This window comes from Vannielia litorea, from assembly GCF_900142295.1.
In the GTDB taxonomy this organism is placed as follows: domain Bacteria; phylum Pseudomonadota; class Alphaproteobacteria; order Rhodobacterales; family Rhodobacteraceae; genus Vannielia; species Vannielia litorea.
This window is the reverse complement of the sequence record NZ_FSRL01000001.1, coordinates 1,316,546-1,343,238: the sequence shown is the minus strand read 5'-3', so window position 1 is coordinate 1,343,238 and position 26,693 is coordinate 1,316,546. Positions and strand designations below refer to the sequence as shown.

The window sequence follows — 26,693 nt, the reverse complement described above, 5'->3', positions numbered from 1 at the left end:
GTGCTAGACGGCGGCACGATTTAAGAACTCGAAAAGGTTGTTGAGGACCATGCAGAACCTGACGAAAGCGAGTTTCCTGGCGCTGGTGATTGCGGCCACGCCCCTCTGGGCGCAGGAGGCCACCACCACCGAGGAAACCACGACCGAAACGCCCGCCACCGAGGCTCCGGCCGAGGGCGCGACCGAAGCCCCCGCCGAGGGTGGCGCGGCTGAGGCGCCGGCCACCCCCGGCCCCGACGCCGGGCTGAACATGGGCACCCCGGAGGGCCAGGAGGAGCAGGCCGCCGCCGGTGGCGCGGGCCAGCCCTACACCAAGGAAACCCATGGCGACTGGGAGCTGCGCTGCGTCCAGGCGGGCGAGGCCGAGGCCGAGCAGTGCCAGCTCTACCAGCTGCTGAACGACGAGCAGGGCAACTCGGTTGCCGAGATCAACCTCTTCGCGCTGCCCGCCGGTGGCCAGGCGGTGGCCGGGGCCAACATCGTGACCCCGCTCGAGACCCTGCTGACCGAGCAGGTGTCGCTGTCGGTCGATGGCAGCCAGGGCAAGCGCTACCCCTACACCTTCTGCACCCGCATCGGCTGCGTGGCGCGGATCGGCATGACCGCGCAGGACGTGGCGGGCTTCAAGGCCGGCAACGCGGCGACGCTGACGCTGGTGCCCGCGGGTGCGCCGGACCAGAAGGTGCGGCTGCGCGTGTCGCTCAGCGGCTTCACCGCAGGCTTCACCTCCTTGCAGGCGCTGGTGGCCGGCAACTGAGCCGACACCCGCAGGCGAGAGAGATCAGGCGCCGCCCTTCGGGGCGGCGTCTTGCGTTTGGGCGGCGAGGATGAGGCGCACCACGGGGGCGAAGAGCGGACGCATGGCGCCGGCGAGCGCCGGTGTCAGGGCCTCCCAGCGGTAGGCGAAGATCAGGCCCGCCTCGGCCGGGCTGCCCTCTGCCTCATGTGCCCAGCATTCGGGCAGGTCGCGGGGCGCCTCGAAGGTGAAGAGGTGCCAGAGCTGCGGGGCGGCATAGCCGGGCTCCCAGGGACGGTGCCAGGTGCCGATGGGGTGCGGCCCGGCGAGGGAGAGGCCGGATTCTTCGCGGAGTTCGCGGATCGCGGCGGTGGCCGGGTCTTCCTGCGGTTCGATGGTGCCTTTGGGGAGCTGGTCGCCGGTGAGCGGGTGGGTGAAGACCAGAAGCTCGCGCGCAGTGCCCGGGCCGCGCAGGACGGCGGCGAGGGCCTTGGGGGTTGGCGGAAGGTCGCGCGGGTGCATGGGGGGAAGAGTGGCCGGGCGGAGCGGCCCGTCAGAACCGCTTGAGCGCCAGGACGGCGTTCAGCCCGCCGAAGGCGAAGGCGTTGGAGAGCACGGTATCCACCCGGGCCTCGCGGGCCACGTTGGGCACGACATCGAGCGCGCATTCCGGGTCGGGCTCCTCGTAGCCGATGGTCGGCGCGATGATGCCGTCGCGCAGCGCCATGATGCAGGCCAGAAGCTCCACTGCGCCGGTGCCGCCGATCAGATGGCCGTGCATCGACTTGGTGGAGGAGATCATGAGCTTGTCGGCGTGGCTCCCGAAGACATCGGCCACCACGGCGCATTCGGTCTTGTCGTTGGCCGCCGTGCCGGTGCCGTGGGCGTTGATGTAGCCCACCTCGGAAGGGTTGATGCCGCCATCGCGCAGCGCGCCGCGCACGGCGCGGGCGGCCCCCTGCTTGGAGGGCATGACGATGTCGGCGGCGTCCGACGACATGGCGAAGCCCACCACCTCGGCGAGGATCTCGGCGCCGCGCTTGCGGGCGTGCTCCAGCTCCTCGAAGACGAAGACCGCCGCGCCCTCGCCCTGCACCATGCCGTTGCGGTTGGCCGAAAACGGACGGCAGGCATCCTTGCTCATCACCCGCAGCCCCTCCCAGGCCTTCACCCCGCCGAAGGAGAGCATGGCCTCGGAGCCGCCGGTCACCATGGCCCGCGAGGCGCCGGAGCGGACCATGTGAAAGGCCTGCCCCATGGCGTGGTTCGAGGAGGCGCAGGCGGTGGAGACCGAGTAGCTCGGGCCCTTGAGGTTGTACTCCATCGACACATGCGAGGCGGCGGCGTTGTTCATCAGCTTGGGCACGACGAAGGGGTGCACGCGGTTCTTTCCGTCTTCGTAGACGGTGCGGTAGTTCTCGTCCCAGGTGTTGACCCCGCCGCCGGCGGTGCCGAAGATCGCCCCGGCCTCGTCGGCCAGGAGCCCGTGAAACTCCAGCCCCGATTGCGCCAGGGCCTCCTTGGCGGCCAGCATGGTGAACTGGGTGAAGCGGTCGTAGAGCGCGATCTGCTGGCGGTTGAAGTGCTCTTCGGGATCAAAGCCGCGCACCTGCCCGCCGATCTGCACGGAGAGGCGCTCGACATCGCGGATGTTGATGGTGTCGATCCCGCAGCGGCCCTCGGCCATGGCGGCGAAGGTCTCGGGCACGCTCTTGCCGAGCGCGTTGATGGTGCCCATGCCGGTGATGACGACACGGTTCATGGGGCGGTTCATCGGCTTGCCTTTCGGGGTCTTGCGGGTGGTGCGGGGCCGGTCAGGCCTGTTCCTTCACCAGCCCCTCGACGGCCGCGACGATGGCCGCGACGGAGGAGATGTCGAAGTCGCTCTCGGAGGGCTCGTTGGCGTTGAACGGAACCTGGATATCGAAGGCCTCTTCGATGGCGAAGATGCTCTCGACCAGCCCGAGGCTGTCGATGCCGAGGCTTTCGAGGGTGCTGTCCATCTTCACGTCCGAGGGCTCGAGCACGGCCTGCTCGGCGATGATCTGGATGACCTTGTCTTTCACTGCGTCCGACATAACGCCCACCTGTCTGTTACGCCCTCTTGCCCGTTTAGGTCTTCGGGTCCGGTTTGGAAAGCATCTTTCTCAGTTCTGTAACGTCTGCATGAAGCCTCGGCAGGCGGCGCAGGCCCTTGTAGGCCTCGATGCTGGCCTTCATCTCCATCGCCGGGTTGCCCAGCATCACCCGGCCCCTGGGCTGGTTCGTGCGCAGCAGCGTGCCCGCCCCCGCGATCACGTCGTCGCCGATCTCGAGGTGGTCGGTGACGCCGGCCTGGCCGCCGAGCACCACGCGGTCGCCCAGGCGGGTGGAGCCGGCGATGCCGACCTGGCCGCAGAGCAGGCAGTCGCGCCCGGTGCGGACGTTGTGGCCGACCTGCACGAGGTTGTCGATCTTGGTTCCCGAGCCGATCTCGGTGGGGTGGATGGTGCCTTGGTCGATGCAGGAGTTGGCGCCGACCTCGACATCGTCGCCGATGCGCACGCCGCCCAGGGAGTGGATGCGGGCATATGCCTGCTGGCGCGCGTCGCCGCGCTCGCCGAGGGAGGCGCGGACGGCCTCCACGGCCCCGGCCTCGGGGGTGACGAAGGAGAAGCCATCGCCGCCGATCACCGCGCCGGGCTGGGCGATGAAGCGGTCGCCGATGGTGACGGAATGGCCGATGCGCACGCCCTCGCGGAGCAGGCAGTCGGCGCCGATTTGCGCGCCTTCGGCGATGCTCACATGGGCGGCGATGCGGGCGTTCGGGCCAATGACGGCCCCGGCGCCCACCACCGCAAGCGGCCCGATGGCGGCGCCCGCGCCGAGGATCGCCGTGGCGTCGACCACCGCAGAGGGGTGGATGCCGGGTGCGATGCGGGGGCCCGCGTCGAGCAGGGCGGTGAGGCCGGCCATGGCGTAGCGCGGGCGGGGAACGAAAATGACCGCGGTCAGGTTCATCGCCTGCCAGTCGGCCCCTTCCCAGACCATCGCGGCCCGCGCCTGCCCCTCGGCGAGCCCGGCGGCGAACTTGGGGTCCATCGCGAGGGCCAGGGCATCGGCGCCAGCGCGGGCGGGTTCGGCGGCATGGGTGATGGCAAAGGCACCATCGCCCTCGAAGCGGGCTCCGAGGGCGATGGCGATGTCTTCGATCCGGTGGGCGGTCACGGTGTCTCCGGTCAGCTTTCGACCCCGCGCAGCTTTACCCCCATCTCGGCCAGCGCGTTCCAGATGCGGGCGTCGCGGCCGTAGATGTCGTCGCGGTAGTTCATGTGGCCGCGGGCCTGGGTGAAGGCGGTGCGGTAGATCAGGTGGACCGGCACCTGGACATCGAGCTTGACCATGCTCTCGGCCCCGGTGCGCAGGCGGGAATGGAAGGCGCCCTTGGGATCGTCCGTTTGCCGGGCGAGGAGCGCATAGGCGAAGTCGAAGGGGTCGGCCAGGCGGATGCAGCCGTGGGAGAAGGCCCGCACCTCACGCTGGAACAGGCTCTTGGAGGGGGTGTCGTGCAGGTAGATGTTCCACTTGTTGGGGAACATGAACTTGACCAGCCCGAGCGCATTGCTGTTGGACGGCGGCTGCTTGATGGCGAAGGGAAAGTTGCGGGCGTTGTAGGCGCGGAAGTTGACCGCGCCGCGCGGCACCACGCGGCCCCGGCTGTCGATCAGCTTGAGGTGGCCGGCGGCGTTGGGATTGCGCTGGAACAGCGGCAGGTATTCCTTGGTGGCGATCGAGCGCGGCACGTTCCAGGTGGGGTTGATCACCATGTGCTCCATGGTGTCGGAAAACTCGGGTGTGCGCTGGTCGGGCACGTTCTTGCCCACCACCGAGCGGGTCTCGAAGGTGACCTTGCCGTTGTCGATGATCTGGGCGGTGAAGTTTGGGATGTTGACCAGCACGTGACGCTCGCCCCGCGGGCGGTTCAGCCAGCGCTCGCGCTCCATGGCCACGATGACAGACTCGAGGCGCTTGACGGGCGAGGTGTTGAGGGCCGCGATGGTGCCCGGACCGGCGACGCCATCGGCGGTGAGGCCGTGGTCGATCTGGAAGGTCTGGACCGCGCGCTCGAGGGTGGCGTCATAGGTCTGGGTCGCGGAGCGGGTGAGGTAGCCCATGGCGATGAGCCGGTTGCGCAGGGCCACCACGGCGGGCCCCTGCTGGCCGGGCTCCAGCGCCTTGGCGGGAACCTCGGGGCCCCAGCCGCCCTTGGCGACGGTTTTCTCCAGCTCCAGCTTGCCGCGCATCAGGCGCACGTATTCGGGCGTGCGCGGCATCAGCGAGCGGAAGTAGAGCGCAGGATCCTTGCGCGAGAACTCGGTGAGCAGCGCCTGGGGCGAGCGGCGCGGGATGTCGCGGACAATGCCGCTGTCGATCTTGCGGGGCTCGGTGGCGCCGGATTGCAGATCGCGGGAGAACTGCGCCAGCATGGAGGCGGCCAGAACCTCGACCCGGCCCAGCTCGCGTGGGCTGTGGGCCCCGGCAAAGGCGGCGGTCAGCTCGGCGGGGTCGTAGCGGACGGAGGGCAGGCCGTGATCGTCGGCGGTGGCCAGCGCCCGCAGCAGGGCGGCGCGGCGCTCGATGTCGGCCTCTCCGGTGAAGAGCGGGGCATAGTCGCGGTCGCGGTAGAAGGCCCCGATGCTCTCGTCGTCCGCAGCCGCCTCGGCGACGGCCTGCTTGAAGGCGGAGATCTGGAATTGCGATGTGACGTCCTGCGCGGTGGCGGGCAGTGCCATGGCGGCGCAGCCCAGAAACAGGGCGGCCAGACCGGCGCGTGCTGGGCGGAGCGTCATCGAAATGGGCATAGGGTCCTCGGGACTTAAGTGTTCGCACTATATGATTACCCAAGGTTCCCGAAGGGTTCCAAGAATGTCGACTCACATTTGAGTCAGTTCCGCTCGAAAGGCCGGGTCATCGGGCCGGGCGAAGGGAAAGAAACCCTTTGTTAACAAGGCATTGCGACACAAGCGCGGCGATCACCCCTGTTGCGCCAAAGCCGCGCCGCGCGGAGGGCCGTGTTTTTGTGCAATCAACGCGATCTTAAGCAAATTCCTGCCTAATCCCCGCCGAAAGACAGGCGTTGCAGAATTGCGCCTTGGCCGGAGAATCGCTTTGTGGCATAGAAAACGTGCATCTGGGGATGAGATGACAAATTGGCCAGCCGAAAAGGCAGCCAGGGGCACGGGGACAGGCATGACCACGGAGACAGGTTCACCGAAGATTTCGCGGCGCGGAGTTCTTGGCGCATTTGCAGCCACGGCGGTCGTCGCAGCACCAACGTACAGCAAGGCCGCCGGGTTCCTTCGCGGCGCGGGCGATATCAGGCGCCTGAGGATGTATAACGGCCGGACCGGCGAAAGCATGGACGCGATCTACTGGATCGAAGGCGATTACATCAAGGACAGCATCAAGGAAGTGAACTACTTCATGCGCGACTGGCGGCGCGACGAGGTGAAGGCGATCGACATTCGCACCCTCGACATCATTGCCGCCGCGCACAACCTGCTCGACGTGCGCGAGCCCTACCTGCTGCTCTCGGGCTACCGGAGCCCGGCCACCAACGCGATGCTGCGCGCGCGCTCGAGCGGCGTGGCCAAGCACTCGTTGCATCTGACGGGCCAGGCCGCCGATCTGCGGCTCTCGTCGCGCTCGGTGAACCAGGTGGCGAAGGCCGCGGAGGCCTGCCGCGCGGGCGGCGTGGGCCGCTACTACGGCTCGAACTTCGTGCACATGGATTGCGGCGTGGTCCGCAGCTGGGGCGGCTGACCGCCCTGCCCCGCCTCGCCCGGTGAGCGCGCGCCCGGTCTCGTCCGGGCGCTTTTCGTTTTGTGGCACAGCAAGGTGGCAGCGCTTGCCGGAGCGCGGCGCAAGGCTAGATGCGCGGGACCGACCCGAGAGGCCCCAAGATGATCCCCTATTCCGTGCTCGACCTTGCCCCGGTGCCCCAGGGCGCCACCGCCGCTGATGCGCTGCGCAACACTGTCGAATTGGCTCGCCATGCCGAAGCCCTGGGCTACCGGCGCTACTGGATGGCCGAGCATCACAACATGGTGGGCATCGCCAGCGCGGCCACCGCGATCCTGATCGGGCATGTTGCCGGGGCGACCTCGACGATCCGCGTGGGTTCGGGCGGGATCATGCTGCCCAACCATGCGCCGCTGATGGTGGCGGAGGCCTTCGGGACGCTGGCCACGCTCTATCCGGGCCGGATCGACCTCGGGCTTGGCCGGGCACCGGGCACCGACATGGCCACCGCTCGCGCCCTGCGCCGGGGGCTGGGCCGGGAAGACAGCTTTCCGCAGGATGTTGTGGAGCTGATGGGCTACCTGGCCGCGCCGGAAGAGGACCAGCGGGTGCGCGCGGTGCCCGGCATGGGCACGGAGGTGCCGGTGTGGATGCTGGGCTCGTCGCTCTACGGCGCCCAACTGGCCGCCCATCTCGGCCTGCCCTATGCCTTTGCCTCCCACTTCGCCCCCGGCGCGCTGGAGGACGCGATTGCCACCTACCGCTCGGGCTACCGCCCGTCGGCGGCCTGTCCCGAGCCGTATTTCATGTTGGCGGTCAATGTCTTTGCGGCCGAAACGGATGCAGAGGGCGCACGCCTGCGGACCTCCATGCAGCAGGCCTTTGTGAACCTGCGACGGGGCACGCCGGGCTACCTGCCCGCGCCGGTGGAGGACATCGGCGCCGTGGCGAGCGCGCCGGAACTGGCGATGGTGGAGGAGGCGCTGAAGGTGAGCGCGGTGGGCAGCAAGGCCACGGTGGCGGCCAGGCTGGACAGCCTGATCGCCCGCTACGCTCCTGACGAGCTGATCCTGACCGGGCAGATCCACGACCATGCGGCACGGATGCGGAGTTTCGCCATCGCGGCGGAGGTGCTGGGCGGGTGAGGCCTGTTGCAGGGCTGCGCCGGGTGGGCCGCGCCTTGATCGGGCCAGGCAGGCGCAATTGGTGAGGCCCGGCCCGGTCTGCTAGCATGGCGGTCACGGAGCCCGAGGCCATGAGGAGCAGAGCCAGATGCGTGTGACGTCGATCACCCCGATGAAGAACGAGGGGCCCTACATCCTGGAATGGGTGGCCCACAACCGCGCCATCGGCATCAATGACATGCTGGTCTTCACCAACGATTGCACCGACGGCACCGACCTGATGCTGGAGCGGCTCGACGAGATGGGCCTTCTGCGGCACATGCCGAACCCCTCGCTCATGGTGTCGAACCCGCGCCACCACATCGCGCTGATCCGCTACATGAACGAGGTCTTGCGCCTGCGCCGGTCGGATTGGGTGACCAACCTCGATGCCGACGAGTTCCTGCGCATCAATGTCGGCAATGGCAGGGTCGAAGACCTCGCCAACGCGCTGCCCGGGGCCGATTGCATCACGGTATCGCTGCATACCTTCGGATGCGGCGGTGTCGACGAGATCGCGCCGGGCGGACGGCTGGTGACCGAGACCTTCCGGCACCGGGGCGACAGCGTGAACAGCCGCAACCCGGTCAAGTACCTGGCGCGCGGCGGGTTTCCCTGGCTGAAATTCGGCAACAACTCTCCCGAGATCGGGGAAGAGCACCTCGACCGGGTGACCTGGGTCAACGGCAATGGCACCGCCCTGCCGCGCGAGGTGATCGCCGAGCCGTTCAAGGGGTTGCCGGCGGCGCATTCGGGCTTCGATATGGTGGAGGTCGCGCATTACACCATCCGCTCCTACCAGGGGTTTCTGGTGCAGCGCGATCGCGGGTCGGCCAACCCCAGGAAGGGGCAGCCCGAGGTCGAGCTGGATCTGGAGGAGGCGCTGAAGTACTGGCGGCGGTTCAACAAGAACCGGGTGAAGGACGAGAGCTTTGCCGCCCTGCCCGGCCTGCGCGACGCGGTCGCGGAGCTGCTGAAGGATCCGGAGCTGAAACAGCTCCACGAGCGTGCGCTGGACTGGCACCGCGCGCGCGCCAGGGCGCTGCTCGACACGCCCGCCTACCGCGAGCTCTACGACACCATCCGCGCCGAGGGCGCCAGCGAGCCGAACCAGAAGGTCGCCTGAGGCCCGGCGGGCAACCGGCGCGTCAGCACGCCCGGGCCGCAGCGCCCGGGCAAGGCGCGGGTGTTCTCAGTCGGCCTCGATGTTCATCGACAGCTCCAGGCAGGGCTCCTGGCTGTAGCGGACGATGCAGACATCGCCGTTTTCATCGGTGTCGCCGCTGGTGATGAAGCCGGGCAGGATGAAGCCCTCGGTGCCCTGCTGTTCGTCGATCTGGCGCAGGTTCTCGGGGTAGGTGACGCCGGGCCGCGTGCCCCTGAAGGTGAAGGGGAAGGCGAGGATGTCGGTGTCGACGCCGACCCCGAAGCCGAAGCCCTGGCCGCCGTTGAGATCGACCCCGCCGAGGCGGCGGTTGAGCACCAGCACGGTGCCGCCGGAGCCGTCGAGCGGCGAGGTGGGATCGTGGGTGACGAGGATGATCTCGTTGCTCATGCCGAAGGTCATGGCGCCCTCGTTGATCGCAAGAACCTGCACGTCGGCCACGGTGGAGAGCTGGTCGTACTCGACCTGGGCCAGCATGTCGAAGCTGCGCTGGCGGAACCACACGTCGCCGTCGATGGTGACATCCTGGCCGATCAGCGCGGGGCCCGCGTGGGTGAGCTGGCCGGTGCCGATGCGGCCGTAGCTGAGGGTGAGCCAGCCCTCGGAGCGGTCGCGGCCGGCGGTGCGGGGGCGGACATCGGCGAAGTAGTCGGCGATGAAGAGGACCGGGCCGTCGCCGATGGACTGGACGTCGACGGTATCGGCGAAATCGCCGGTGGAGTCGGTGATCACGAGGTCCAGACCGTCGGGCGCCGTGGCGTCGTAGAGGTGCACGTCGAGGTCATCCGCGAAGAGGCCGATGCCTTGTTTGGCGTTCACAAGGCCGGCGTAGATCTCGCTGCCGGTGTTGAAGGCGGTGAGCGAGAGGGTATCGGGCGAGGCCGCCTCGCGCAGGCCGTAGTAGCCCGGCTCGACCAGTTGCAGGGCCACCTCGTCGGCGAGGTCCACGGTGGCGCGGCCGATGATGTTGACGGTGAGCCTGTCCTGCGCCTCGAGCGCAAGCGCGCCGTCGGCGCCGAGCACGCCCAGCTCCATCGCGCCGGTGGGCGCCTTCAGCACCAGGTCGCCGGTATCGGAGAGCGCGAAGCCCACGCGCAGGTCGCCCGCGGTTTCGGTGTAGCGGAGGTCGTCGCGGGCGAGCAGGTGCAGCGTGGCGCCCTCCGCGGTGTCGGCGGTGAAGGTATCGGTCGTGGTGCCGGCCAGGGCGCCGCCGAAGGCGAAGAGCCGCAGGTCGCCGCCGGAGAGCACCGCATCCTCGCCGAGGATGTTGCCGCCGGAGGAGGAGACGATCAGCGGCGCGCCCGCGGCCCCGACCAGGCGCTGCACGGTGGTGTCGCCGCCGGTGAAGATGTCGATCAGGCCGTCGGTGCCCTCGATGGAGCGCAGGATGATGCCATCGGCCTCGTTGAGGTGGGTGTCGCCGGTGTCGATCACCGCGTCGAGCTCGGCGAGCTGGATCTTCAGCCCGTCCGGGCCGGTGGGGGCGAGGGCGCCGAGGCGCAGGGTGGTCAGCGCGCCTTGGGCATTGGCGACGAGGTTGGTGGCGGTCTGGCCCGGCGCGACGGAAAGCGTGCCATCGACCGTGAGGCGCAGGGCGTCGGCGCTGGCGTTGGTGGTGACCAGCTGCGCCACCTGCATGTCGGTGCCGATGGTGGCCGCGATGGTGCCGCTGCCGGCGTCGAGCCGGGTGCCGGCGCTCTGGGTGAAGTGGCTGGCCGTGGTCAGGGTGACCGCGCCGCCGGTCGACAGGATGTTGGCGGAGGCATCGAGGCTTGTCACATCGGCGGTGATGCTGCCGCCCTCGGTGGTGATGCCGGGCCCGGCGAGCAGGGTCAGCGGGGCGGCGGTGGCGGTGAGGTCGATGGCCCCTGCCCCGCCGGCGGTGATCTGCTCGATCGCGGTGGCCCGGTCGCGCAGGCCGAGGGTGATGGAGCCGGTCTCGCTGGTGGCCAGCAGGCGGCCGGTGGTGATGTCGAGCCGGGAGGTTGCGCCGATGGCCCCCTCCGACACCAGGGCGGTGCGCTCGGCGATGATCCGGCCCTCGGTGATGGCCCCGGCGGAGAGACGGAACTCGGCGGCGCTGTCGACGGTGCCGATGGAGGTGGTGCCGCCGGCGACGATGTCGGTGTCGGCGTCCTCGTGGGTCTGGGTCACGGTGGCGATGTGCAGATCGTCCTGCTCGCCGAGGAAGACCGGCGTCGGCTGATCGCCGGTCGCGGTGATCGAGAGGCTGGAGATGGCGGTGGCGAGGCGCTTGCCCGCGCCCGCCACGGGGCCGCCGGTGGTGAGGTCGAGGGTGCCGCCGGTGATGTCGAGGCCGGTGGCGGCGGCAACGTCGATGCCGGTGGCGGCGGAGAGCGACAGGGTGGCGGCAGAGCCGAAGCGGAGGGTGTCGCTGCCTTGCAGGACCAATTCGCCGGTGGTGACGAGGGCGCCGCCGCCGAAGATCGAGGCGGAGGACAGCGGCAGGTCGCCCTGAGCGGTCACGAAGGCATCGCCGGAGGTGGCGGTGAGGTCGAGCGCGCCGGTCGCGGACGCGGTGATCTCGATGACGAGCGGCGTGCTCGCGGTGCCGACGAAGGTGCCGGAGAGCAGCAGGTCGGCGGCGCGGACGCGGACGGCGCCGGTGGCGGCATCGTCGGTGATGGCACCGAGCGCGGTGACCCGGGCGCGGCCGCCCGCGAAGATCTCCTGAAGGGGCATGTCGCCGATGGCGTGCAGGTTCACGTCGATCCCGGAGCGGGCGATCAGCGAGCCGCCGGGCAGGATGTTGACGGTGAGCGGGTCGTCGGGTGTGCCGATGGAGGCGGTGTTGCCGCTCTCGACGATGATCGCGGAGCCGGTGATGGCGGCGGTGCCATCGCGGTTGTCCGTCACGGTGCCATCGGTGCGGATGGAGATGTCGGCCGTGGTGGTGATATCGGCGATGGAGACGGCGGTTTCGGCGGCGAGGAAGATATCCTGCCCGGCGGAGGTCACGCGGAGATTGCCCTCGGCATGGCCGTTCACATCGACGCGAGTGAAGGCGAAGTTCACGTCTTCGGCCTGGCGGACGGTGACGGTGCCGGTGACATCGTCGATGGTTACATCCGCGCGCTCGGCGGTGGAGAGGACGCGCAGGTTTTCGGCGCGGTCGGTGCCGAGCACGAAGTCGGGCAGCAGCTCGCCCACGGCGTCGCGGGCGATCAGGGTGATGTCCCCGGCCGCGCTCACGTTGGGATCCTCGATCCGCACGTTGGTGTCGCCCGTGCCGCGGATCAGGCCCGCGCGGACCCATTCGTTGAGCTCATCGACCGACCATTCGATGCCGTCGGTGACGGCAACCTGCTCGTCGATGGAGAGCAGATACTCGAAGTCGGGATCGTAGGCGGCCTCGCCGTTCCAGGTGGCGTAGAGCGCCGCGCGTTCGGCGATGTAGGCGTCGAGCTGGGCCTGGGTCCAGCCGCCGTCGAGCAGCGCCTGGGCGGTGGCCGGGTCGAGGGTGAAGCTCCGGGGCGCGTCGCCTGCGGCGGTGCGGGCGGCCCAGTACTCCTGGTAGGTGCGCTCGCGTTCGGCTTTCAGCGCCTCGGTCTGGGCGAGGCGGCGGCCGGAGGCGTCGGCGTCGGTCAGCTCGAGGTCGGTGAGCCAGAGTTCGGCCAGCTCGGCCTCGGTGCGACTGTCGCGCAGCTCGATGTCGTTGCGGTCGAGGATCGCGCCGCCGTTGGCGGCAAGCTCGACGCTGCCGGTGTCGGAGGTGACGGTCCGGAGGCCGAGATCGCCGGTGGTTTCCTCGATGTAGATGTCGTTGCGGGCGCGGGCGGTCAGCGCCGCGCCATCCTCGTGGATGCGCAGCGACTGGCCGGAGGTGCCGATGCCGCCATCGGTGGAGCGCAGCTCGATGCTGGAGCCGGTGACCAGCGCACTGCCGTTTTCGGCAAGGATCGAGCCTTCGGCCTGCAGCTTCACCTGGCCGTTCAGCCCGGTGCCGGTGGCGGAGGTGCGGTTGGTGGTGCGGACCTCGCCCAGGGTCATGTCGCCGTCGAGTTCGCGGATGTCGATGCTGTCAAGGGCGATGGCGTTGAGCACGGAGCCTGCGCTCTGGTCGACGCGGAAGGCGGTGGAGAGCCCGTCGATGCGGCCTCCGAGGGCGCTCACGTCGAGGTTGCCGAGGGTGAGCTGCACGGAGGCGTCGGAGGTGACGACGGAGCCCGCGAGCGAGGTGATCGTGCTGTCGCCCACGCGGTTGTTCACCGCGCCGGTCAGGGCGATGCCCCCGGTGTTGACCACGGTGAGCCCGCCGCTGTCGGCGCCGTCGAAGGTGATCTTGACGCCGTAGTCGGCCTTCAGGCGGTGGCTGTAGAGATGGGTGGCGGTGTGGACGCTGTCCCAGGTCGTGACGACGTCGCCGATCCCGATGACACGTTTGTCGTCTGTCGCGTAGTTCTGGGTGACCGTGGTGTTGTTGAAGCTCTCGCCTTCGAAGCGGTAGGTGTAGGTGGCGGAGGGATCGCGGGCGGCGAGGTAGACGCCGTTGAGACCGGTGGTGACCTCGGGGTCGAGCTCGGTGGTCTTGACCGGCCCGCTCTTGGACTCGATCGACTCGCTGAGCGGCACCCAGAAGTAGAAGTCGGTCTGGGTTTTCCTGGAGGTCTGGCTGACGGCCTCGGAGCGGTTGATGACCAGGTCGATGTTCTGGCGCGGCTGGTAGGTGCCGGATCGGCCGGAGGCGGCATTGGTGGCCAGCACGACATTGGTGGGCACGATCCGGCTCACGTCGGTGATGCTGTCGCCGTCGAGGTCGATCTGGAGCGTGTCGAAGGTTTCGTTGTCCAGCTCGCGGAACTGGGTGCCGATGCGGCGGAACTCGGTGATGAGGAAGTCGCCGCCCGTGGTGGTGCGGGAGGTGTCGGTGATCCGGACGACACCCTCGAGCCCCTGCCCGAGATCGCCCAGCTCGCCGAGGTCGACCCGGCCAAGCTCGATCGGGATGGCCGAGGCGCTGGTGACGGTGACGTTGCCGAAGCCGTCGAGCGAGCGGATCTCGCCGCCGCCGGTGGAGAAGATCTCGCCGGTCAGCTCGACGATGCCGCCCTGCACCACCATGGGCGAGATCACGATGCGGCCGGTGACATTGCCATCGGCGTCGGTGCCGAAGGGATCGTACTCGACCTTCACGTTGCTGGTGATGTTGGGGTTGCGCACGACGAGATCGTTTACGGGCTCTGCCGGGTCGTAGAGCAGCACGGTGCCGGTGAGCGGCCCCATGGCGGCGATGTCGGCGTCGAGACCGGCACCGATATCGACGGTGTAACTGCCGGTTCCGGCCTGGATCAGGCCGTTGATGTTGAGCTTGTCGGCGGTGATGTAGACGTTGCGGCCGGCGCGGATCTGGCCGCGGCGGGGCGCGAGCTCGAAGTCGGGCAGAGTGCCGAGCGGGAAGGCCGCTCCGCCGATGTCGACAGAGAATTCGCCGCCCTCGTCTGCGGTGATGTCGTAGCCTGCGAAGATCGCGTAGCGGGTCAGGTCCTCGACCGACTCGAAGTAGCCTTCGTAGATCTCGCGCGGGTCGCCGTCGACCTCGCTGAACCCCAGGGTGAAGCCCTGGATGAAGTCTCGCCCGGCGCTGAGTTGCACGGTCCTGGCGGAGATGTCGCCGCGCACGTCGAGGTCGCCGAAGTTGGAGTTGATCCGCGCGATGCCGTCGGGGTTGTAGATGTTGCCGCCCACGATGATCGAGCCTGAGCCGTAGGTGACCACCTCGATCAGGGGCTCGCCCGCCTGGTCGCCGGAGATCATGGTGTATTGGCTCGGGCCGGGGCGCAGCGGGTCGGAGAGCGCGGTGATATCGGCCGGTGTGGTCACCGTGACATCGTTGAAGGTGATCCGCCCGCCGGCGTTTTCGGGGATGATCATCGCCTTGGTGTTGATGAAGGCATCGCTGTCGGCATAGACGATGATCCGCGCGTCGCCGGGCGCGTCGAGGGTGCCGGTGAAGTTTTCGCCGTGGACGTAGTCGGCGCGCAGGATGATGTTGCCTTCGGCGGCGATGATGTCTTCGAGGTCGATGAAGTCGGCGGTGCCGCTCAGGGTGGCCGCGCGGGCGACGAGCTGGTCGCGCTCGGCGGTCCAGGCGGCGACGGCGGCGGCATCCTGGCTCAGGGTCGGGTCGGCAATGAGGCCGTTCAGCAGGTTGATCCGGTTCTGGACCTCGCTGGTCAGCAGCACGTCTTCGCGGATGGAATATTCGATGCCCTCGGCCATGTCGTCGGTGTAGCCCTCGCCGGTGGAGGCGTTGGCGAGCTGGTTGTTCTCGTCGAGGACGAGCACCTGGCGGTTGCGCGAACCGGCGCGGACGTAGCCGTTGACGAGGATGCCGTCGTTGGAGCTGTTGGTGGAGGTGCCGCTCTCGATGTCGAGCGAGACCGGCTCGCCGCCGAAGGCCTCGTTGATCGCGGAGCCGAGCTCGGCCAGCACCTCGCGGTAGAGATCCTTGCCGCGCCCGTAGCCGACGATATCGCGGCTGCCCTCTTCGGCCAGAAGGTAGACATCGCGCACGGCGATGACCTCGGCGCCCAGCTGGATATCGACGATGGAGGTGGTCAGCGCCGCGGCGTCGGCCACCGGGTCGGTCGGGATCGGGACGGCTGTCTTGTTGAAGACGCGGGTTTCGGCATCGACGTTGACCGACTGGGCCTGGCGCGCGCTGTAGCCCGCCTGGATGCGGATGTCGTTCATCGCCTCGATGCGGGCGCCGTTGCCCACCTCGACGCGGTTGTCGGCGTTGTAGGTGGCGTAGGACTGGCCGGTTGCCGCGCCCGCGAGCCCGTAGGAGGTGCTGTCGACCTCGGCTTTCAGGGCGGCGTCGCCGCCGGAGTAGAGCGTGACATCCTCGACGCTGGTGACGGTGGCGGCGCCGATGCTGACGGTGGCATCGTTGCGGTCCACGCTGACCCGGCTGTTGCCGATCGGGATGGCGACGGCGCCGCCGGCGTCGAGCTTCTGCCGGTCGGTCAGCGACATGTCGGTGAAGGTGCCGATGCGGAAGAACTGGTTGTTGCCGAGCACGCCGGTCTGGATGAGGCGGGCGCCGTCATCGAGGGCGAGATCGGTGGTGGCGCTGACGTTCACGGTGCTCTGCATCGCCGGAATGTCGAGCGCGCCGCCGGAGCCGGACTGGACGTTGAACGCGTCTTGCGGGCGGTCGACGGCGGTGGTGGCGGCGAGGTCGAGATTGCTGGCCTCGATCACCGACAGGCCGCCGATCCGGGTGGTGACGGCGGAGGTGAGGTCGGTGTCGGAGAGCGCGCCGGACTTGCCGACGGCCGCCGCGCTGACGGTGTTGACCTTGCTCCCGAGCGTGGCCGCCTGGCCCGAGGAGATGCGCAGCGTGTCGGCCTCGATGCCGACCGCGCCGGTCTCGCCCAGGGTGGTGCTGGTGGCGGTGTCGAGGGTGACGTAGGTCTCTGCCCCCGAGCCGGAGACGAGGCCGCCGGAACCGGAATCCGAGGTGGCCCTGGCATTGGGCGCGTTGGTGGTGGCGATCACCACCTCGTCGGCCTCCAGCGTGGCGCCGTTGATCGCGGTGGCGACGCTGGCGGGGCGGTCGGCGGCGGGCAGCGTGAGGTCTTGCCCGGCCCTGGAGATCGTGAGGCCGATGGCCACCGCGCCGCCGGCGCGCCCGGTGCTGTGGGCGTGGGTGGTGACGGAAGAGGCGCTGGTGTCGAAGGTCAGCAAGTCGGCGGCGGTGTAGCTGCCGGCGTAGGCGGCACGCACATCGTAGGAGGCGAAGGCGGAGGCCACCGCGCCGTTGCCCGCCAGGATGCCGCCGGAGGTGGAAGCGGCGGTGGCGCTGGCGTGATCGAAGCTGCCCTTGATGATGCGGGTGGCGAGGGTGACCGTGGTGGCATCGATCGTGGCGCTCACGTCGGTGTCGAGGGTGAAGCCCATGTTGGCGGTGGCGAGCCCCGCCCCGATGGCGACGGCTCCGATGGCGATGCCGCGCGCCTCCGCCCGGGCCGAGGCGGAGCTTTCGTTGGCGAGCGTGACGGTGGTGCCGCGGATATCGGTATTGACCGCGGTCAGAAGTGCGCTGCTCTCGCCGTCGGCGGTGATGACGACCGAGTTGACCCCTGCCGCGATGCCGCCCGAGCTGCCCTCGCCGGAGGCGGTGACGCGGGAGCTGTCGGAGGTGGCGACATCGACGGTGGCGGCGCGGATCCGCAGGTCTTCGGCCCCGGTGCCGGTGCCGAGCTCGATGGCGGAGGTGCCGGTGTTGCTGGCGTGCGAGACCGCCACCCCCACGCCGCCGGCGATGCTGACGGAGAGGTTGAAGGTATCGGTGCTGACGGTGCCGCTGCGGTCGGCGGAGAGGTCCACCTCGGCGGCACGGCTGCGGCGGAGGCCGGTGATGTCGGTGCCGCGCCCGACCGAGACGGCGGAGCGGCCGGAGAGGGTGGCGACCGAGACGCCGACGCCGGCGCTGTAGCCCGCCGAGGCGGCGACGGTCGCGGCCTGGCTGTCGATGATGTTGCGGCCGGTGATCTCGCCGTTCTCGGCGGTGAGGCTGACGCGGCCATCTGCGGCGAGGCGGGCGTCCTGGCCGACCTCGATGGTGGCGCCGGTGGCGAGATTGGCCACGGCGATGCCGCTGGTGGCCCCGCCGAAGAGGCTGGCCGAGCCGCCGCCCGCGAGCTGGGTCACGGCGGTGGTGGCGGAGGCGGACAGGTCGATCGAGCCGCGGCTGAGGAGCTGGGCGTCATCGGCGATGGAGACCTGCACCACGTCCTCGCCGGGCGCGCCGACAAGATCGATGGACTGGCGCGCGGAGACGATGCGGCTTTGCGTGCTGTCGCCGCCCGCGAGGGTGACGAGATGCCCGGCGGTGCTCTTCTTCTCGTCGCCTGTCTTGCCGCTGTCGCCGTCTTGCCCGGCGCCGAGCTCGGTCTGGGCATCGGCGAGGAACTCGCCGCGCTTGTCGTCTTGCTCGTCCTGCGCATGCGCCCCCATCTCGACGATGGAGACCGCGCCGGAGAAGGAGAGCCCGCCCGCGCCGATGGCGACCACGGAGCTGGAGACGTCGCGCCGGGAGAGCGCCTCGATGGTGAGGTTCTGGCTGGAGCCGAGCGGGTTGGAGAGGCCTGTGGCGCCCGGATCGGCCTCGAGCAGCGCGCCCTCGCCGACGGAGACGCGGGTGGTGCCGGCGAAGTTGACGTAATCGAGCGAGGCCCCGACGCCGAGCGCCCCGCCCCCGACCGATCCGGCGAGGGAGGTGATGAGGGCGGTGTCCTTGGCGCGGAGGGTGAGCGCCTGTTGCGAGGTCAGGGTCTGGCCGGCGCCGATATCGACGGCGGTTTCGGCCTCGATCAGCGAGATATTGGCGGCGAGCGCCAGCGCGGCCCCGCCGACGGCACCGGAGACGGCGTTGCCGCTGGCGGTGAGGTCGGTTTCGGCCTCGAGGGTCATATCCCGGCCGGAGTCGAGCCCGCCGCTGCGGCTGCTCGTGCCCCCGCCCACGGAGATCTTGGAGGTGGAGTCGAAGAGCGTGACCTGCACGCCGCCCGAGGCGCCCACGACCCCGCCCGAGGCCGCACCGGCGAGGCCGAAGCTGTCGCTGTCGACCAGGGCCTTGATGCGCAGATCATCGCCCGCGTCCAGGCTGGCCCCGTCGAGGGTGACGAGGGCCTGCGCGCCGATCCGGTTGACCGAGGCATTGGCCGAGACGCCGACGAAACCGCCGGCGAGGCCGAGGGTGACGGTTTCCAGGTTGGTCGTGGCGCTGCTGTCGAGCGTGATGTCGTCTCGGGCCTCCAGCAGGGCCTCGCCGACGGCGACCTCGGAGAGGCTGGTGGCCAGCGTGTTGCCGGAGCCCGCACCGACCCCGGCCTTGCCGCCGATGGCGACGTTGGCGACGACGGCGGTGACATCGCCGGAGGTGGCGGCCCGCAGACGGGTGTCCTGGATCGGGGCGGCGGTCTCGACCCCGATCTGGGCGGCGAGGCCGGCGGCATCGGGGTTGATCCGCACCAGAGTGCCCTGCCCGGTCTCGCCCACGACCACGCGGGCGCTGTCGTCGATCAGGTTGAAGCTGAAGAGCGCCGCCACGCCCGCCACGCCGCCCACCGCGCCATTGGCGGTGACCATGTCAATGGTGCTGGCGGCGTCGGCGGCCACGGTCACGCCGTAGTCGAAACTGCCGTTGTGGGAGACGCCGGTGTAGCCGAGGCCGATCACAGAGGTGTTGCCTTCGATGGCGGATTTTACCTTGTTGGCGAGAGTGTTGACGGTGACGGAGGCGCCCACGCCCGCAACCCCGCCACCGGCGAAGTTGACCGAAATGCCGGGGGTTTCATCGGTGCCGGCAAGGAGCGAAATGGTGTTGCTGGCCTGCGCCGCGATCAGCACGGAGCCGGAAGTGGCGATATCGCTGCCCACGTCGAGGCCGGTGGCGACGGTGTCGGTGTCGCGCACCAGGGCCTCGACCGTGTTCTCGGCGGAGTTGCCGATGCCCGAGCCGGTGACGGCGGCGGTGCCGGAACCCGCGCCGGAAATAGCATTGCCCGAAAAAGTGCCGGTGGCGCTGGCGCGCACCTGCACGGCGCCGGTGGCGCGCACCGTGGCGCTGTCGACATCGGCGCGCACGGTCTGGCGGGTGACATTGGTGACGATGCCCACCCCGGCCGCCACGGTGGCGCTGCCCGAGATCGCCCCGGCGATGCCGGTGAGCGTGGGGGTGGCGCTGGCCTCGACGGTAACTGCGGAGGCGCGCGCGGTGGCGCGGCGCAGGGTGGCGGTGACCTCGCCATCGGCGATGTTCACGCCGATGGAGCCCGCGAAGGAGCCGCCGGTGCCGCTGCCCGCGACGGCGGCGGCGAGGGTGCCGAGGGTCATCGTCTGGTCTGCGGAGATCGAGAGCGCGCCCGCACCGGCGAGCGGGCTGGCGGGCAGCGCGGCGTCGGAGGCGGTGGTCACGGTGATGTCTTCAACCGTCGCGGCGGCATCGTCGGACATGACGTTGACGGCGATGGCCCCGCCGAAGCCCGCGTTGGCGCCGATCCCAACGGAGCCGGCGAGCGAAGAGATCGTGCCGCCCTGGGTGACGGAGAGCGCGACGTTGCCGCCGTTGGTGGCGAGGGTGGTGCCGTCGTCGGCGGAGGCCCCGGCGATGCGGGCCGAGGCCTGGCGGTTCATCACGTTGACGGTGATCGAGCCGGCGCCGCCGACAGAGCCGCCGCCGCCGCCCGCCACACCTGCGGTGCTGACGGTGCCGGTCTGGGTGGTGGTCAGGGTGACGACCCCAGCGGCGGTGGCGGTTTCGCCCGCCGGCAGGATCAGCTCGGACTCGGCCTTGCCGAAGAGCAGGTTGACGGCGATGCCTGCGCCGAACCCCGCGGAGGACACGCCAACCCCGACCGCGCCCGCCAGCGAGCGGGTTTCGGCGGTGTCGGTGGTGGTGAGGGTCAGCGCGGGGAGCGAGGGTGCGGGGCCGGTCAGCTCGACGCGGGCGCGCACCACGTCATCGGTATCGAGCGCGAGAGCGAGGTCGCCCGCGGTGACGGAGGTGGTGCCGGCAAGGGTGCTGGCGAGGTCGGTGATGGCGGCGTCGCGGGCCTCTGCCACGGCCTGCTGGCCATCGCCCAGCGGGTCCTCGTCGGGGTCGCCGCCGGGCAGCGGCTCGACGGAGGGGCCGGAGGTGCCGGGGCGGCCGATCTGGGTGTAGACGAGCGATCCCGCGCCGCCTGCCCCGCCTGTCCCCACGGCACCGGCCACGGCCAGCGCGTCGATGGTGCCGGTCTTGCTGGCGGAGACGCCGAGCGCGCTGCCGGTGACGGCCCCGCTGGCGATGACATCGGCGGTGACCCCGCCGTGAAGCGTGGCGACGGTGAGGGCCGCGCCGACGGCGTTGGTGCCGCCGACCGCCGCGCTGCCTGCGAGGATGTCGATGTCGCCGGTACGGGTGGCGGTGACCGAGATGGCGCCGCTGCCGCCCGCGAGGGTGGTTCCTGCGGCCTGGGCGCGGGTGGTGTTGCCGATGTCGCCGATGGCGATGGAGCCGGAGACGGCGTTGGAGCTGCCGCCCGCGAGGCCCACGGCCATGCTTTGCAGCAGCGCGGTGTTGCCGGCGGAGAGGCTGATGCCCTCGCCCGTGAGGCTGCCGCCGTTGGCGACCACGCTGGTATCGTGGGCGATGAAATTTGCCGCGACCGCGCCGCCCACGCCGTTGCCGCCGACCGAGAGCGCGGCTCCGCCCGCAAGGCTGGAGATGGTGGCGCTGTCGGTGGCCGAGAGCGCCAGGGCGCCATCGGCGGTGAGCGAGGCTGCGGTGGCTGAAACGCCGGTCTGGGCCGTGGTGACGTTGACCGTCACCGCGCCGCCGATGGAGGTGTCTTGCGAGGCGGAGAGGCCGACCGCGAGCGAGGCGATCTCGCCGGCCGCCGTGGCGGTGGCGGTGAGCGCGCCGCCATCGCGGGTGGAGAGCGTGGCGCCGTCGAGCACCACCTTGGTGTCGTTGCCGAGCAGCAGGTTGACGGTGGCCGCGACCCCTGCCGCGCCCCGCCCCGAGGCCGCCGCACCGCCGCCGAGGCTGCGGATCGTCCGGGCGCCGTCGGCGGTGGCGAGGATCACGGCCGCATCGGTGACAGTGGAGCCCTCGAGCGAGGCGAGGGTTCCGGCGGTGATCTCGTTGACGGAAAGTCCGATGCCGGCGGCATTGCCATCGAGGGCCGCGGCCCCGGCCACGGCGATGGTGGTGATCGTGCTGGTGCTGTCGCTGTCGAGGGTGACGGCGCCGAGGTCACCGCCGTTGCCGGAGACGCTGGCATGGTCGAGCCGGGCCTCGGTGCCGTCGGTCACCACGTTGACGGTGAGCGCGCCGCCGACGGCGGTGCTGCGCCCGCCCGCGAGCGCGCCGCCGAGGGCGAAGATGGTGTTGGTTTCGAGGGCGTCGATCAGCACGCTGTCGGCGCTGACGCCGAAGTTGACCCCGGATGTGCCGAGCACATGAGCCCTGGCGCCGCCGGTGATGGTGTTGACGGAGATCGAGCCCGCGAGGCCGGTCTTGCCGACACCCGCCGAGGTGGCGAAGGCGTAGATCGACTGGGTGCTGTCGGCGGTGAGGCTGAGGGCCCCGGTGGTGACGGAGCCCGTGCCGCCGACCTTGGCCAGCGCGCTGCGGTTGATGGTGTTCACCGCCACGCCGACGCCCACGCCGTAGCCCTGGGTGGCATCCATGTTGATGCCCACGGCGCCGCCGACGCTCACGGTGGTCGAGGTGTCGTCGGCGTCGAGGACGAGCGCGGCGGAGATGATCTGCGCATCGAGCAGCTCGACGGTGGTTTCGCCGCCGATATGCGCCCAGGCGACGGAGCCCGCGAGCGCGATGTCGCCGCGCGACGTTCCTGCCCCGCCGACGGCGATGTTGACCACGGTGGCGAGGTCTTCGGCCTTGAGGGTGACGTTGCCCGCCTCGATCTCGGCCCCCACGATGCGGCTGCGCAGCTTGCGGTCTTCGACGTGGATGGCGAAGGCTCCGGCCAGCGCATTGGTATCCTTGTCCGCGCCGAGCCCGGCGGAGACGGCGCCGCCGACATTGACACTGGTGGCGTTGCTGCGGGCGGTCAGGGTGAGATCGCCGGAGAGGGCGACCCGGTTGGCCGAGAGGATCTCGGCGGAGGTTTCGCTGTCGAGGGTGAGGTTCAGCACCGCCGCGCCGGAGACGGCCCAGCCGGACTGCTGTTGCTGGCCCTCCTGGTCGGCGGGGGTGGAGACGTTCTGCTGCGCGGCGGCGGCGTCGTTCTCCTCGTCGTCGAAGAGCCACGTCGGGATGATCATGTCATCGTCTTCGTCGTTGGGTGGCGGCGACTGTTGCGGCTCGGGGTCGGGCTTGCCGACGACCTTGGTGCCCGCGACGCCCACGGCGATGTCGGTGGCGTTGTTCTCGGCGAGGATGGTGAGCGTGTCGGCATCGACGACGGTGACGGAGGCGGCGGAGAGCGGGGCCTCTCGGTTGGCCGGGCCGATGCCGGCCCAGATGGTGCGGCTGTTGAAGTTGAAGACGCCCGAGGCGCCGACGCCCACGTTCTCGGAGCCGGTGATCGCGCCGGCGGAGGACCAGGTGACCGAATTGTCGGTGGCGGTGATGCGCACGTCCTGGGCCACCACCTCGGCGGCCTCGCCGATGCGGGCCAGGGTATCGACCTCGTTGACCTGGGCCGCGATGGAGGCGTTGACCGCCACGTCGGAGCCCTGCCCGCCGGAATAGGCGAGGCTGGCGACGATGTTGCGGTTGGTTGCGGTGACGTCGAGATCGCCTGCGGTGACGGTGACGGCGGCGCCCGACTCGATCTCGGCGCGCACGTCGCTGACGGTGCGGCCGAAGTGGATGCCGCCGCCGATGCTGTCGTTCACCTTGGCGGTGCCGCCGAGCGGGTTTTTCTTTGGCAGGTTGGTGACATGCAGGAAGAGCGCCTCCTGAAGTGCCGTCACGCTGGCCTCGGAGGAGAGCGTGACCTGTGCCCCCTCGCGGATCACCGCCTCGGTGGTGTTGTCGGTGTTGAAGTAGGTGAGCGTGAGGCCGATGGCGAGCTGCTGCTCTTCGCCCGGCACCACCACACGGTCATCGGCCACGGGGGCCTCGCCCTTGGCCTTGCTGTCGGTCGTCAGGTAGGTGAGCGGGTTCACGATGTCGATGAAGCCGGCGAGGTCGGGCGCGGGCGGTGCGGCGGGCTCGGGCGGATTGGGAGCGCCGGCGTCCTGCACAGGCTCGTAGGTGGTGACCTGATCGACGTAGGTTTCCCACTGGTTGACCAGAGACTCCACCGGATTGGTGTTGGGGTAGCGGGTGAGCGCGTTCACGTCGAGCGAGGCGGCGTTGACGGTGGCGTTGGCGCCGATCTCGGCGGTGGTCTCGCCCACCATCGACGAGAGCGAGACGTTGAGCATGAGGGCGTTGGAGAAGCGGCCCAGAAGCTCGTCTTCGGTCACCTGGTCGTTGGCGTTGGCCGGATTGTTGTTATGCCGGGTGACCATGTATTGCAGGGCCAGCGTGAGCTTGCCGAAGGCCGCCGAAGTGGAGCGGGTGAAGCCGCCGCCGCCCTCGAAGCCGCGATCGGCGAAGCGGAAGGCGGAGTTGACCGTGACCGCGCCGCTCGGGGTGGTGACGCTGGTCGGGTCGAGCGCGAGGGTCACGGCATGGTCGGCGAAGTCGTGGTAGCTGCCGCCGATGGTGGCGCGGGTGGTGTCGTGCGACAGCTGCAGGTTGACCGCCACGCCGAGGCCGAAATGCGGCTTGCGGTTGGGGTCGGGCGTGCTGCCCGACGAGCTGTTGCGCAGGGCATTGGCAAAGCTGGTGACGCCGTTGTTGTTGTTGCGGTGGTTGTTGATTGCCCGCTGGACGTTGGCCAGGCCCATGGTGGCGGTGGTGGCATGGCTGACATCGAAGAACAGGGTCTCGGCCTCGACGGCCACATCGCCGGCCGCCGTGACGGTGCCGCCGAGTGCTGCCTCGGTGAGGCCCTGCGAGATATCGACCACCACGGCCACGGCGAGCCGGCCCTCGGCCCCGGAATTGGCCACGGTGCTGGTGGAGAGCGTGCGGCCGGTGAAGGCCCCGGCATCGAGCCGCCCGGCGCTGGCGATGGAGCCGCCATCCACGACGAGCTGGTTGGCGAGGTTGCGGACGGTCACCGCGACCGCCCCCGCGCCGTTGGCGATTTTCTTGGCGGCGATGTTGACCGTGTGGTTCTCGAGCGCGGTGGAGGCGAGGCGGATGTTGCCCGCCTCGGTGGCGAGGTCGGACTGCGAGATGCTGACCTGCGACCTGGTATCGGTGGAGGCCACCGAGACGCCGAGGCCGTAGGCCAGGGGCGAGATCGACAGGGCGGTTTCGGCGTGGCTATGGATCACAAGGCTGTCGCTGGTGCCGTCGAAGACCGAGGGCAGCGAGAGGCGCATCTGGTAGGCGTTGTCGCCCAGCAGCGTGTCGAACCAGGAGCTTGCGGCAAGGAACTCGTATTCGTCCTCGCGCAGGCCATCGCTCTGGAGATAGCCGTTGGAGGCAAATTCGGGCGTTTCGTTCTGCACGCTGGCGCTGATCGGGTGCCAGTTGCCGTTGGCGGTGATGTCGCTGTCGGAGATGGTGACGCTGGCGTCGGCGGTGAGCACCTGCACCTGGACCGGGACGAGGCCGTTCAGCGTGGTGATGCCGCGCTCGAAGACCTGTGTGACGGTGAGGAGCGTGTCTTCCAGCATCTGCTCGAACTGGGCCTCGGGCGTGGCGGCCTCCATCTCCTCGACCTGCGTGGCCTCCACGGCCTCGTCGATCGCGCCAAGGCTGTTGGAGGCCTTGGCCACGGCGCTGATGACCACCGCGCCGCCGGTGAGGCTGGCGCTGTCGATGGTGACCCTGGCGACCTCGGATTCGGGGTTGATCGCCCAGGCGATGCCGGTGTTGGTGTTGCGCGCGATGAGCCCGAGGAAGCCGCCGCCGTCGGCGCTGGCGCTGTCGGCCCGCAGGATCGCGCCCGATTGCACGTCGATCTCGCGGGAGGAGATGACGAGGTCGCCCGCCGCGCCGGTGCCCGGATCGCCGAGGAAGGGATCGGCCGCGCCGGGCGCGCGGGTGGAGATGGCGGCGTTCTCGGCCACGGTGACCTTGCGGGTGCCGCGAATGCCGAGCGAGCCGCCGCCGGTGGTGAGGTTGCCGGTGACGGTGACGTTCTCGCCCAGGATGAAGCCTTCACCGCCACTGCCGGTGTTGATCGCACCCTGCGCATCGCGCACGTCGCCCACGGCGCGCAGCGCGAAGAAGCCGCCCGCGCCGCCGGTGGAGCTTGCGGTGATGTCGAGGGCGGGCTCCATCACGGCGGAGCCGGTGGTGAACATCATGACCGAGCCCGCGTCGCCCGCGCCGTTGCTCACGTCGATGCCGCCGCCGAGGGTGAGCTCGCCCCCGGCAATGCCTTCGACGAGGCCGCCGTGCGGCAGGAGCCCGGCGGTGTCGCCCTTGGCGCTGACCTGGCCGCGCACCTCCATCGCCCCGCCCGACACCAGCCGGATCACCCCGCCCGCGCCGATCTGGACCCCGCCCGCGGTGGGCACGCCCTGGATGTTCACCGCCGGGTCGATGCGGCCGGTCGACGCGCTGGTCGACACGCTGATGCGGCCGTCGGCGATCATCCTGAGGCCTGCGCGCATGTCGAGCCGGGAGGCGTTGATCTCGCCCAGCATCTCGATCTCGGCACTGGGGTTCAGCGGCTCGCCGCCGGCAAAGAGGGTTTGCGTGGGCGAGCCGATGACGACATTGCCGTTGGCCTCGGCGGTCAGGTCGTCGACAAAGCCGGTGGTCGGCGTGGTGAGCGTGAGGTGGCCGGCGTTGATGACACCGGAGCTCGACACCACGAAGCCGTCGGCGTTGACGAAATAGACGTTGCCGCCGATCACACTGGCACCGGGGAGGCCCCAGCGGGCATTGACCGTGCCGTCGATCTGCGAGGGGCCGCCGCCGCTGCGGATGATGTTGACCAGGGCCGTGGCATTGACGGGCTGGTAGAGGTCGACGGTGGTGCTGGCACCGACGTTGAAGCTCTCGAACTGGTTGTAGGCGGTGCCGCTGCGGACGTTGGAGGTTTCGACCGTCACGGCACCGGAGGGGGCAGAGACGGTGGTGCCGCTACCGGCAACCGGAACCACCTGGGCCGCGGCCGGAAGCACCTGCATGGCGGCGAAGGAGACCGTGCCGAGCAGCCCGGCGAGGGCGCGGCGCGTGCCGGGCCAGCGCAGGGCCCCCGCCCGCGCAGGGGCGCCTGCCCCGATTGTCCGTTCGCTCTGGCTGGTCATGGCTACCGCCCCTTCAGTTTCGTTTCGGGCGCGGAAA

At 70.0% G+C, this 26,693-nt stretch carries 10 protein-coding genes; 4 read left to right on the top strand and 6 right to left on the bottom strand.

The window, feature by feature from the left end; translation table 11 throughout:
- Positions 1 to 49 precede the first annotated feature (49 nt).
- Positions 50 to 757: an invasion associated locus B family protein gene (locus tag BUR94_RS06690; RefSeq protein ID WP_074255445.1), complete on the top strand. Its 708-nt coding sequence runs from the start codon at positions 50 to 52 to the stop codon at positions 755 to 757.
- A 24-nt stretch (positions 758 to 781) separates the two neighbouring features.
- Here the strand turns inward: BUR94_RS06690 and BUR94_RS06685 are convergent, their stop codons facing one another.
- Genes BUR94_RS06685 through BUR94_RS06665 form a run of 5 tightly spaced genes read right to left on the bottom strand, consistent with a single transcriptional unit; the run spans position 782 to position 5,565 of the window.
- The gene (locus BUR94_RS06685; RefSeq protein ID WP_074255444.1) at positions 782 to 1,258 is read right to left on the bottom strand and encodes an NUDIX domain-containing protein; all 477 of its coding nucleotides are present in this window, start codon (positions 1,256 to 1,258) and stop codon (positions 782 to 784) included.
- Positions 1,259 to 1,289: 31 nt separating this feature from the next.
- The gene (locus tag BUR94_RS06680) at positions 1,290 to 2,498 is read right to left on the bottom strand and encodes a beta-ketoacyl-[acyl-carrier-protein] synthase family protein (RefSeq protein ID WP_074257611.1); all 1,209 of its coding nucleotides are present in this window, start codon (positions 2,496 to 2,498) and stop codon (positions 1,290 to 1,292) included.
- A 52-nt stretch (positions 2,499 to 2,550) separates the two neighbouring features.
- A complete protein-coding gene (locus BUR94_RS06675) occupies positions 2,551 to 2,814 on the bottom strand; it encodes an acyl carrier protein (RefSeq protein WP_074255443.1) in 264 nt (87 codons plus the stop codon).
- A 34-nt stretch (positions 2,815 to 2,848) separates the two neighbouring features.
- Complete coding sequence (gene lpxD / locus BUR94_RS06670) at positions 2,849 to 3,943, bottom strand: UDP-3-O-(3-hydroxymyristoyl)glucosamine N-acyltransferase (protein ID WP_074255442.1); 1,095 nt, start codon at positions 3,941 to 3,943, stop codon at positions 2,849 to 2,851.
- Positions 3,944 to 3,954: 11 nt separating this feature from the next.
- Positions 3,955 to 5,565 carry a L,D-transpeptidase family protein gene (locus tag BUR94_RS06665; protein WP_074257610.1) on the bottom strand — a complete coding sequence of 537 codons (1,611 nt, stop codon included), beginning with the start codon at positions 5,563 to 5,565 and terminating at the stop codon, positions 3,955 to 3,957.
- Between the two features lie 400 nt (positions 5,566 to 5,965).
- Here BUR94_RS06665 and mepK point away from each other — a divergent pair, with 400 nt between their 5' ends.
- From mepK to BUR94_RS06650, 3 genes are all read left to right on the top strand, one after another.
- A complete protein-coding gene (gene mepK, locus BUR94_RS06660; protein ID WP_074255441.1) occupies positions 5,966 to 6,538 on the top strand; it encodes a peptidoglycan L,D-endopeptidase MepK in 573 nt (190 codons plus the stop codon).
- A gap of 143 nt (positions 6,539 to 6,681) precedes the next feature.
- Positions 6,682 to 7,662 (top strand): LLM class flavin-dependent oxidoreductase, encoded by a 981-nt coding sequence (locus tag BUR94_RS06655; RefSeq protein WP_217694065.1) that lies wholly within the window; start codon positions 6,682 to 6,684, stop codon positions 7,660 to 7,662.
- 127 nt (positions 7,663 to 7,789) lie between these two features.
- On the top strand, positions 7,790 to 8,806 hold the full coding sequence (locus BUR94_RS06650) for a glycosyltransferase family 2 protein (protein WP_074255439.1): 1,017 nt from the start codon (positions 7,790 to 7,792) through the stop codon (positions 8,804 to 8,806).
- A gap of 66 nt (positions 8,807 to 8,872) precedes the next feature.
- On the opposite strand, the gene BUR94_RS06645 is transcribed toward BUR94_RS06650, so the two are convergent.
- On the bottom strand, positions 8,873 to 26,656 hold the full coding sequence (locus BUR94_RS06645) for a leukotoxin LktA family filamentous adhesin (RefSeq protein WP_074255438.1): 17,784 nt from the start codon (positions 26,654 to 26,656) through the stop codon (positions 8,873 to 8,875).
- Positions 26,657 to 26,693 lie beyond the last annotated feature (37 nt).

Bases quoted from the DNA above. Each gene is read 5' to 3' on its own strand.
- mepK (WP_074255441.1), top strand. From the start codon at position 5,966: ATGACCACGGAGACAGGTTCACCGAAGATTTCGCGGCGCGGAGTTCTT.
- BUR94_RS06650 (WP_074255439.1), top strand. From the start codon at position 7,790: ATGCGTGTGACGTCGATCACCCCGATGAAGAACGAGGGGCCCTACATC.
- BUR94_RS06690 (WP_074255445.1), top strand. From the start codon at position 50: ATGCAGAACCTGACGAAAGCGAGTTTCCTGGCGCTGGTGATTGCGGCC.
- BUR94_RS06645 (WP_074255438.1), bottom strand. From the start codon at position 26,656: ATGACCAGCCAGAGCGAACGGACAATCGGGGCAGGCGCCCCTGCGCGG.
- BUR94_RS06685 (WP_074255444.1), bottom strand. From the start codon at position 1,258: ATGCACCCGCGCGACCTTCCGCCAACCCCCAAGGCCCTCGCCGCCGTC.
- BUR94_RS06675 (WP_074255443.1), bottom strand. From the start codon at position 2,814: ATGTCGGACGCAGTGAAAGACAAGGTCATCCAGATCATCGCCGAGCAG.
- BUR94_RS06680 (WP_074257611.1), bottom strand. From the start codon at position 2,498: ATGAACCGTGTCGTCATCACCGGCATGGGCACCATCAACGCGCTCGGC.
- BUR94_RS06665 (WP_074257610.1), bottom strand. From the start codon at position 5,565: ATGACGCTCCGCCCAGCACGCGCCGGTCTGGCCGCCCTGTTTCTGGGC.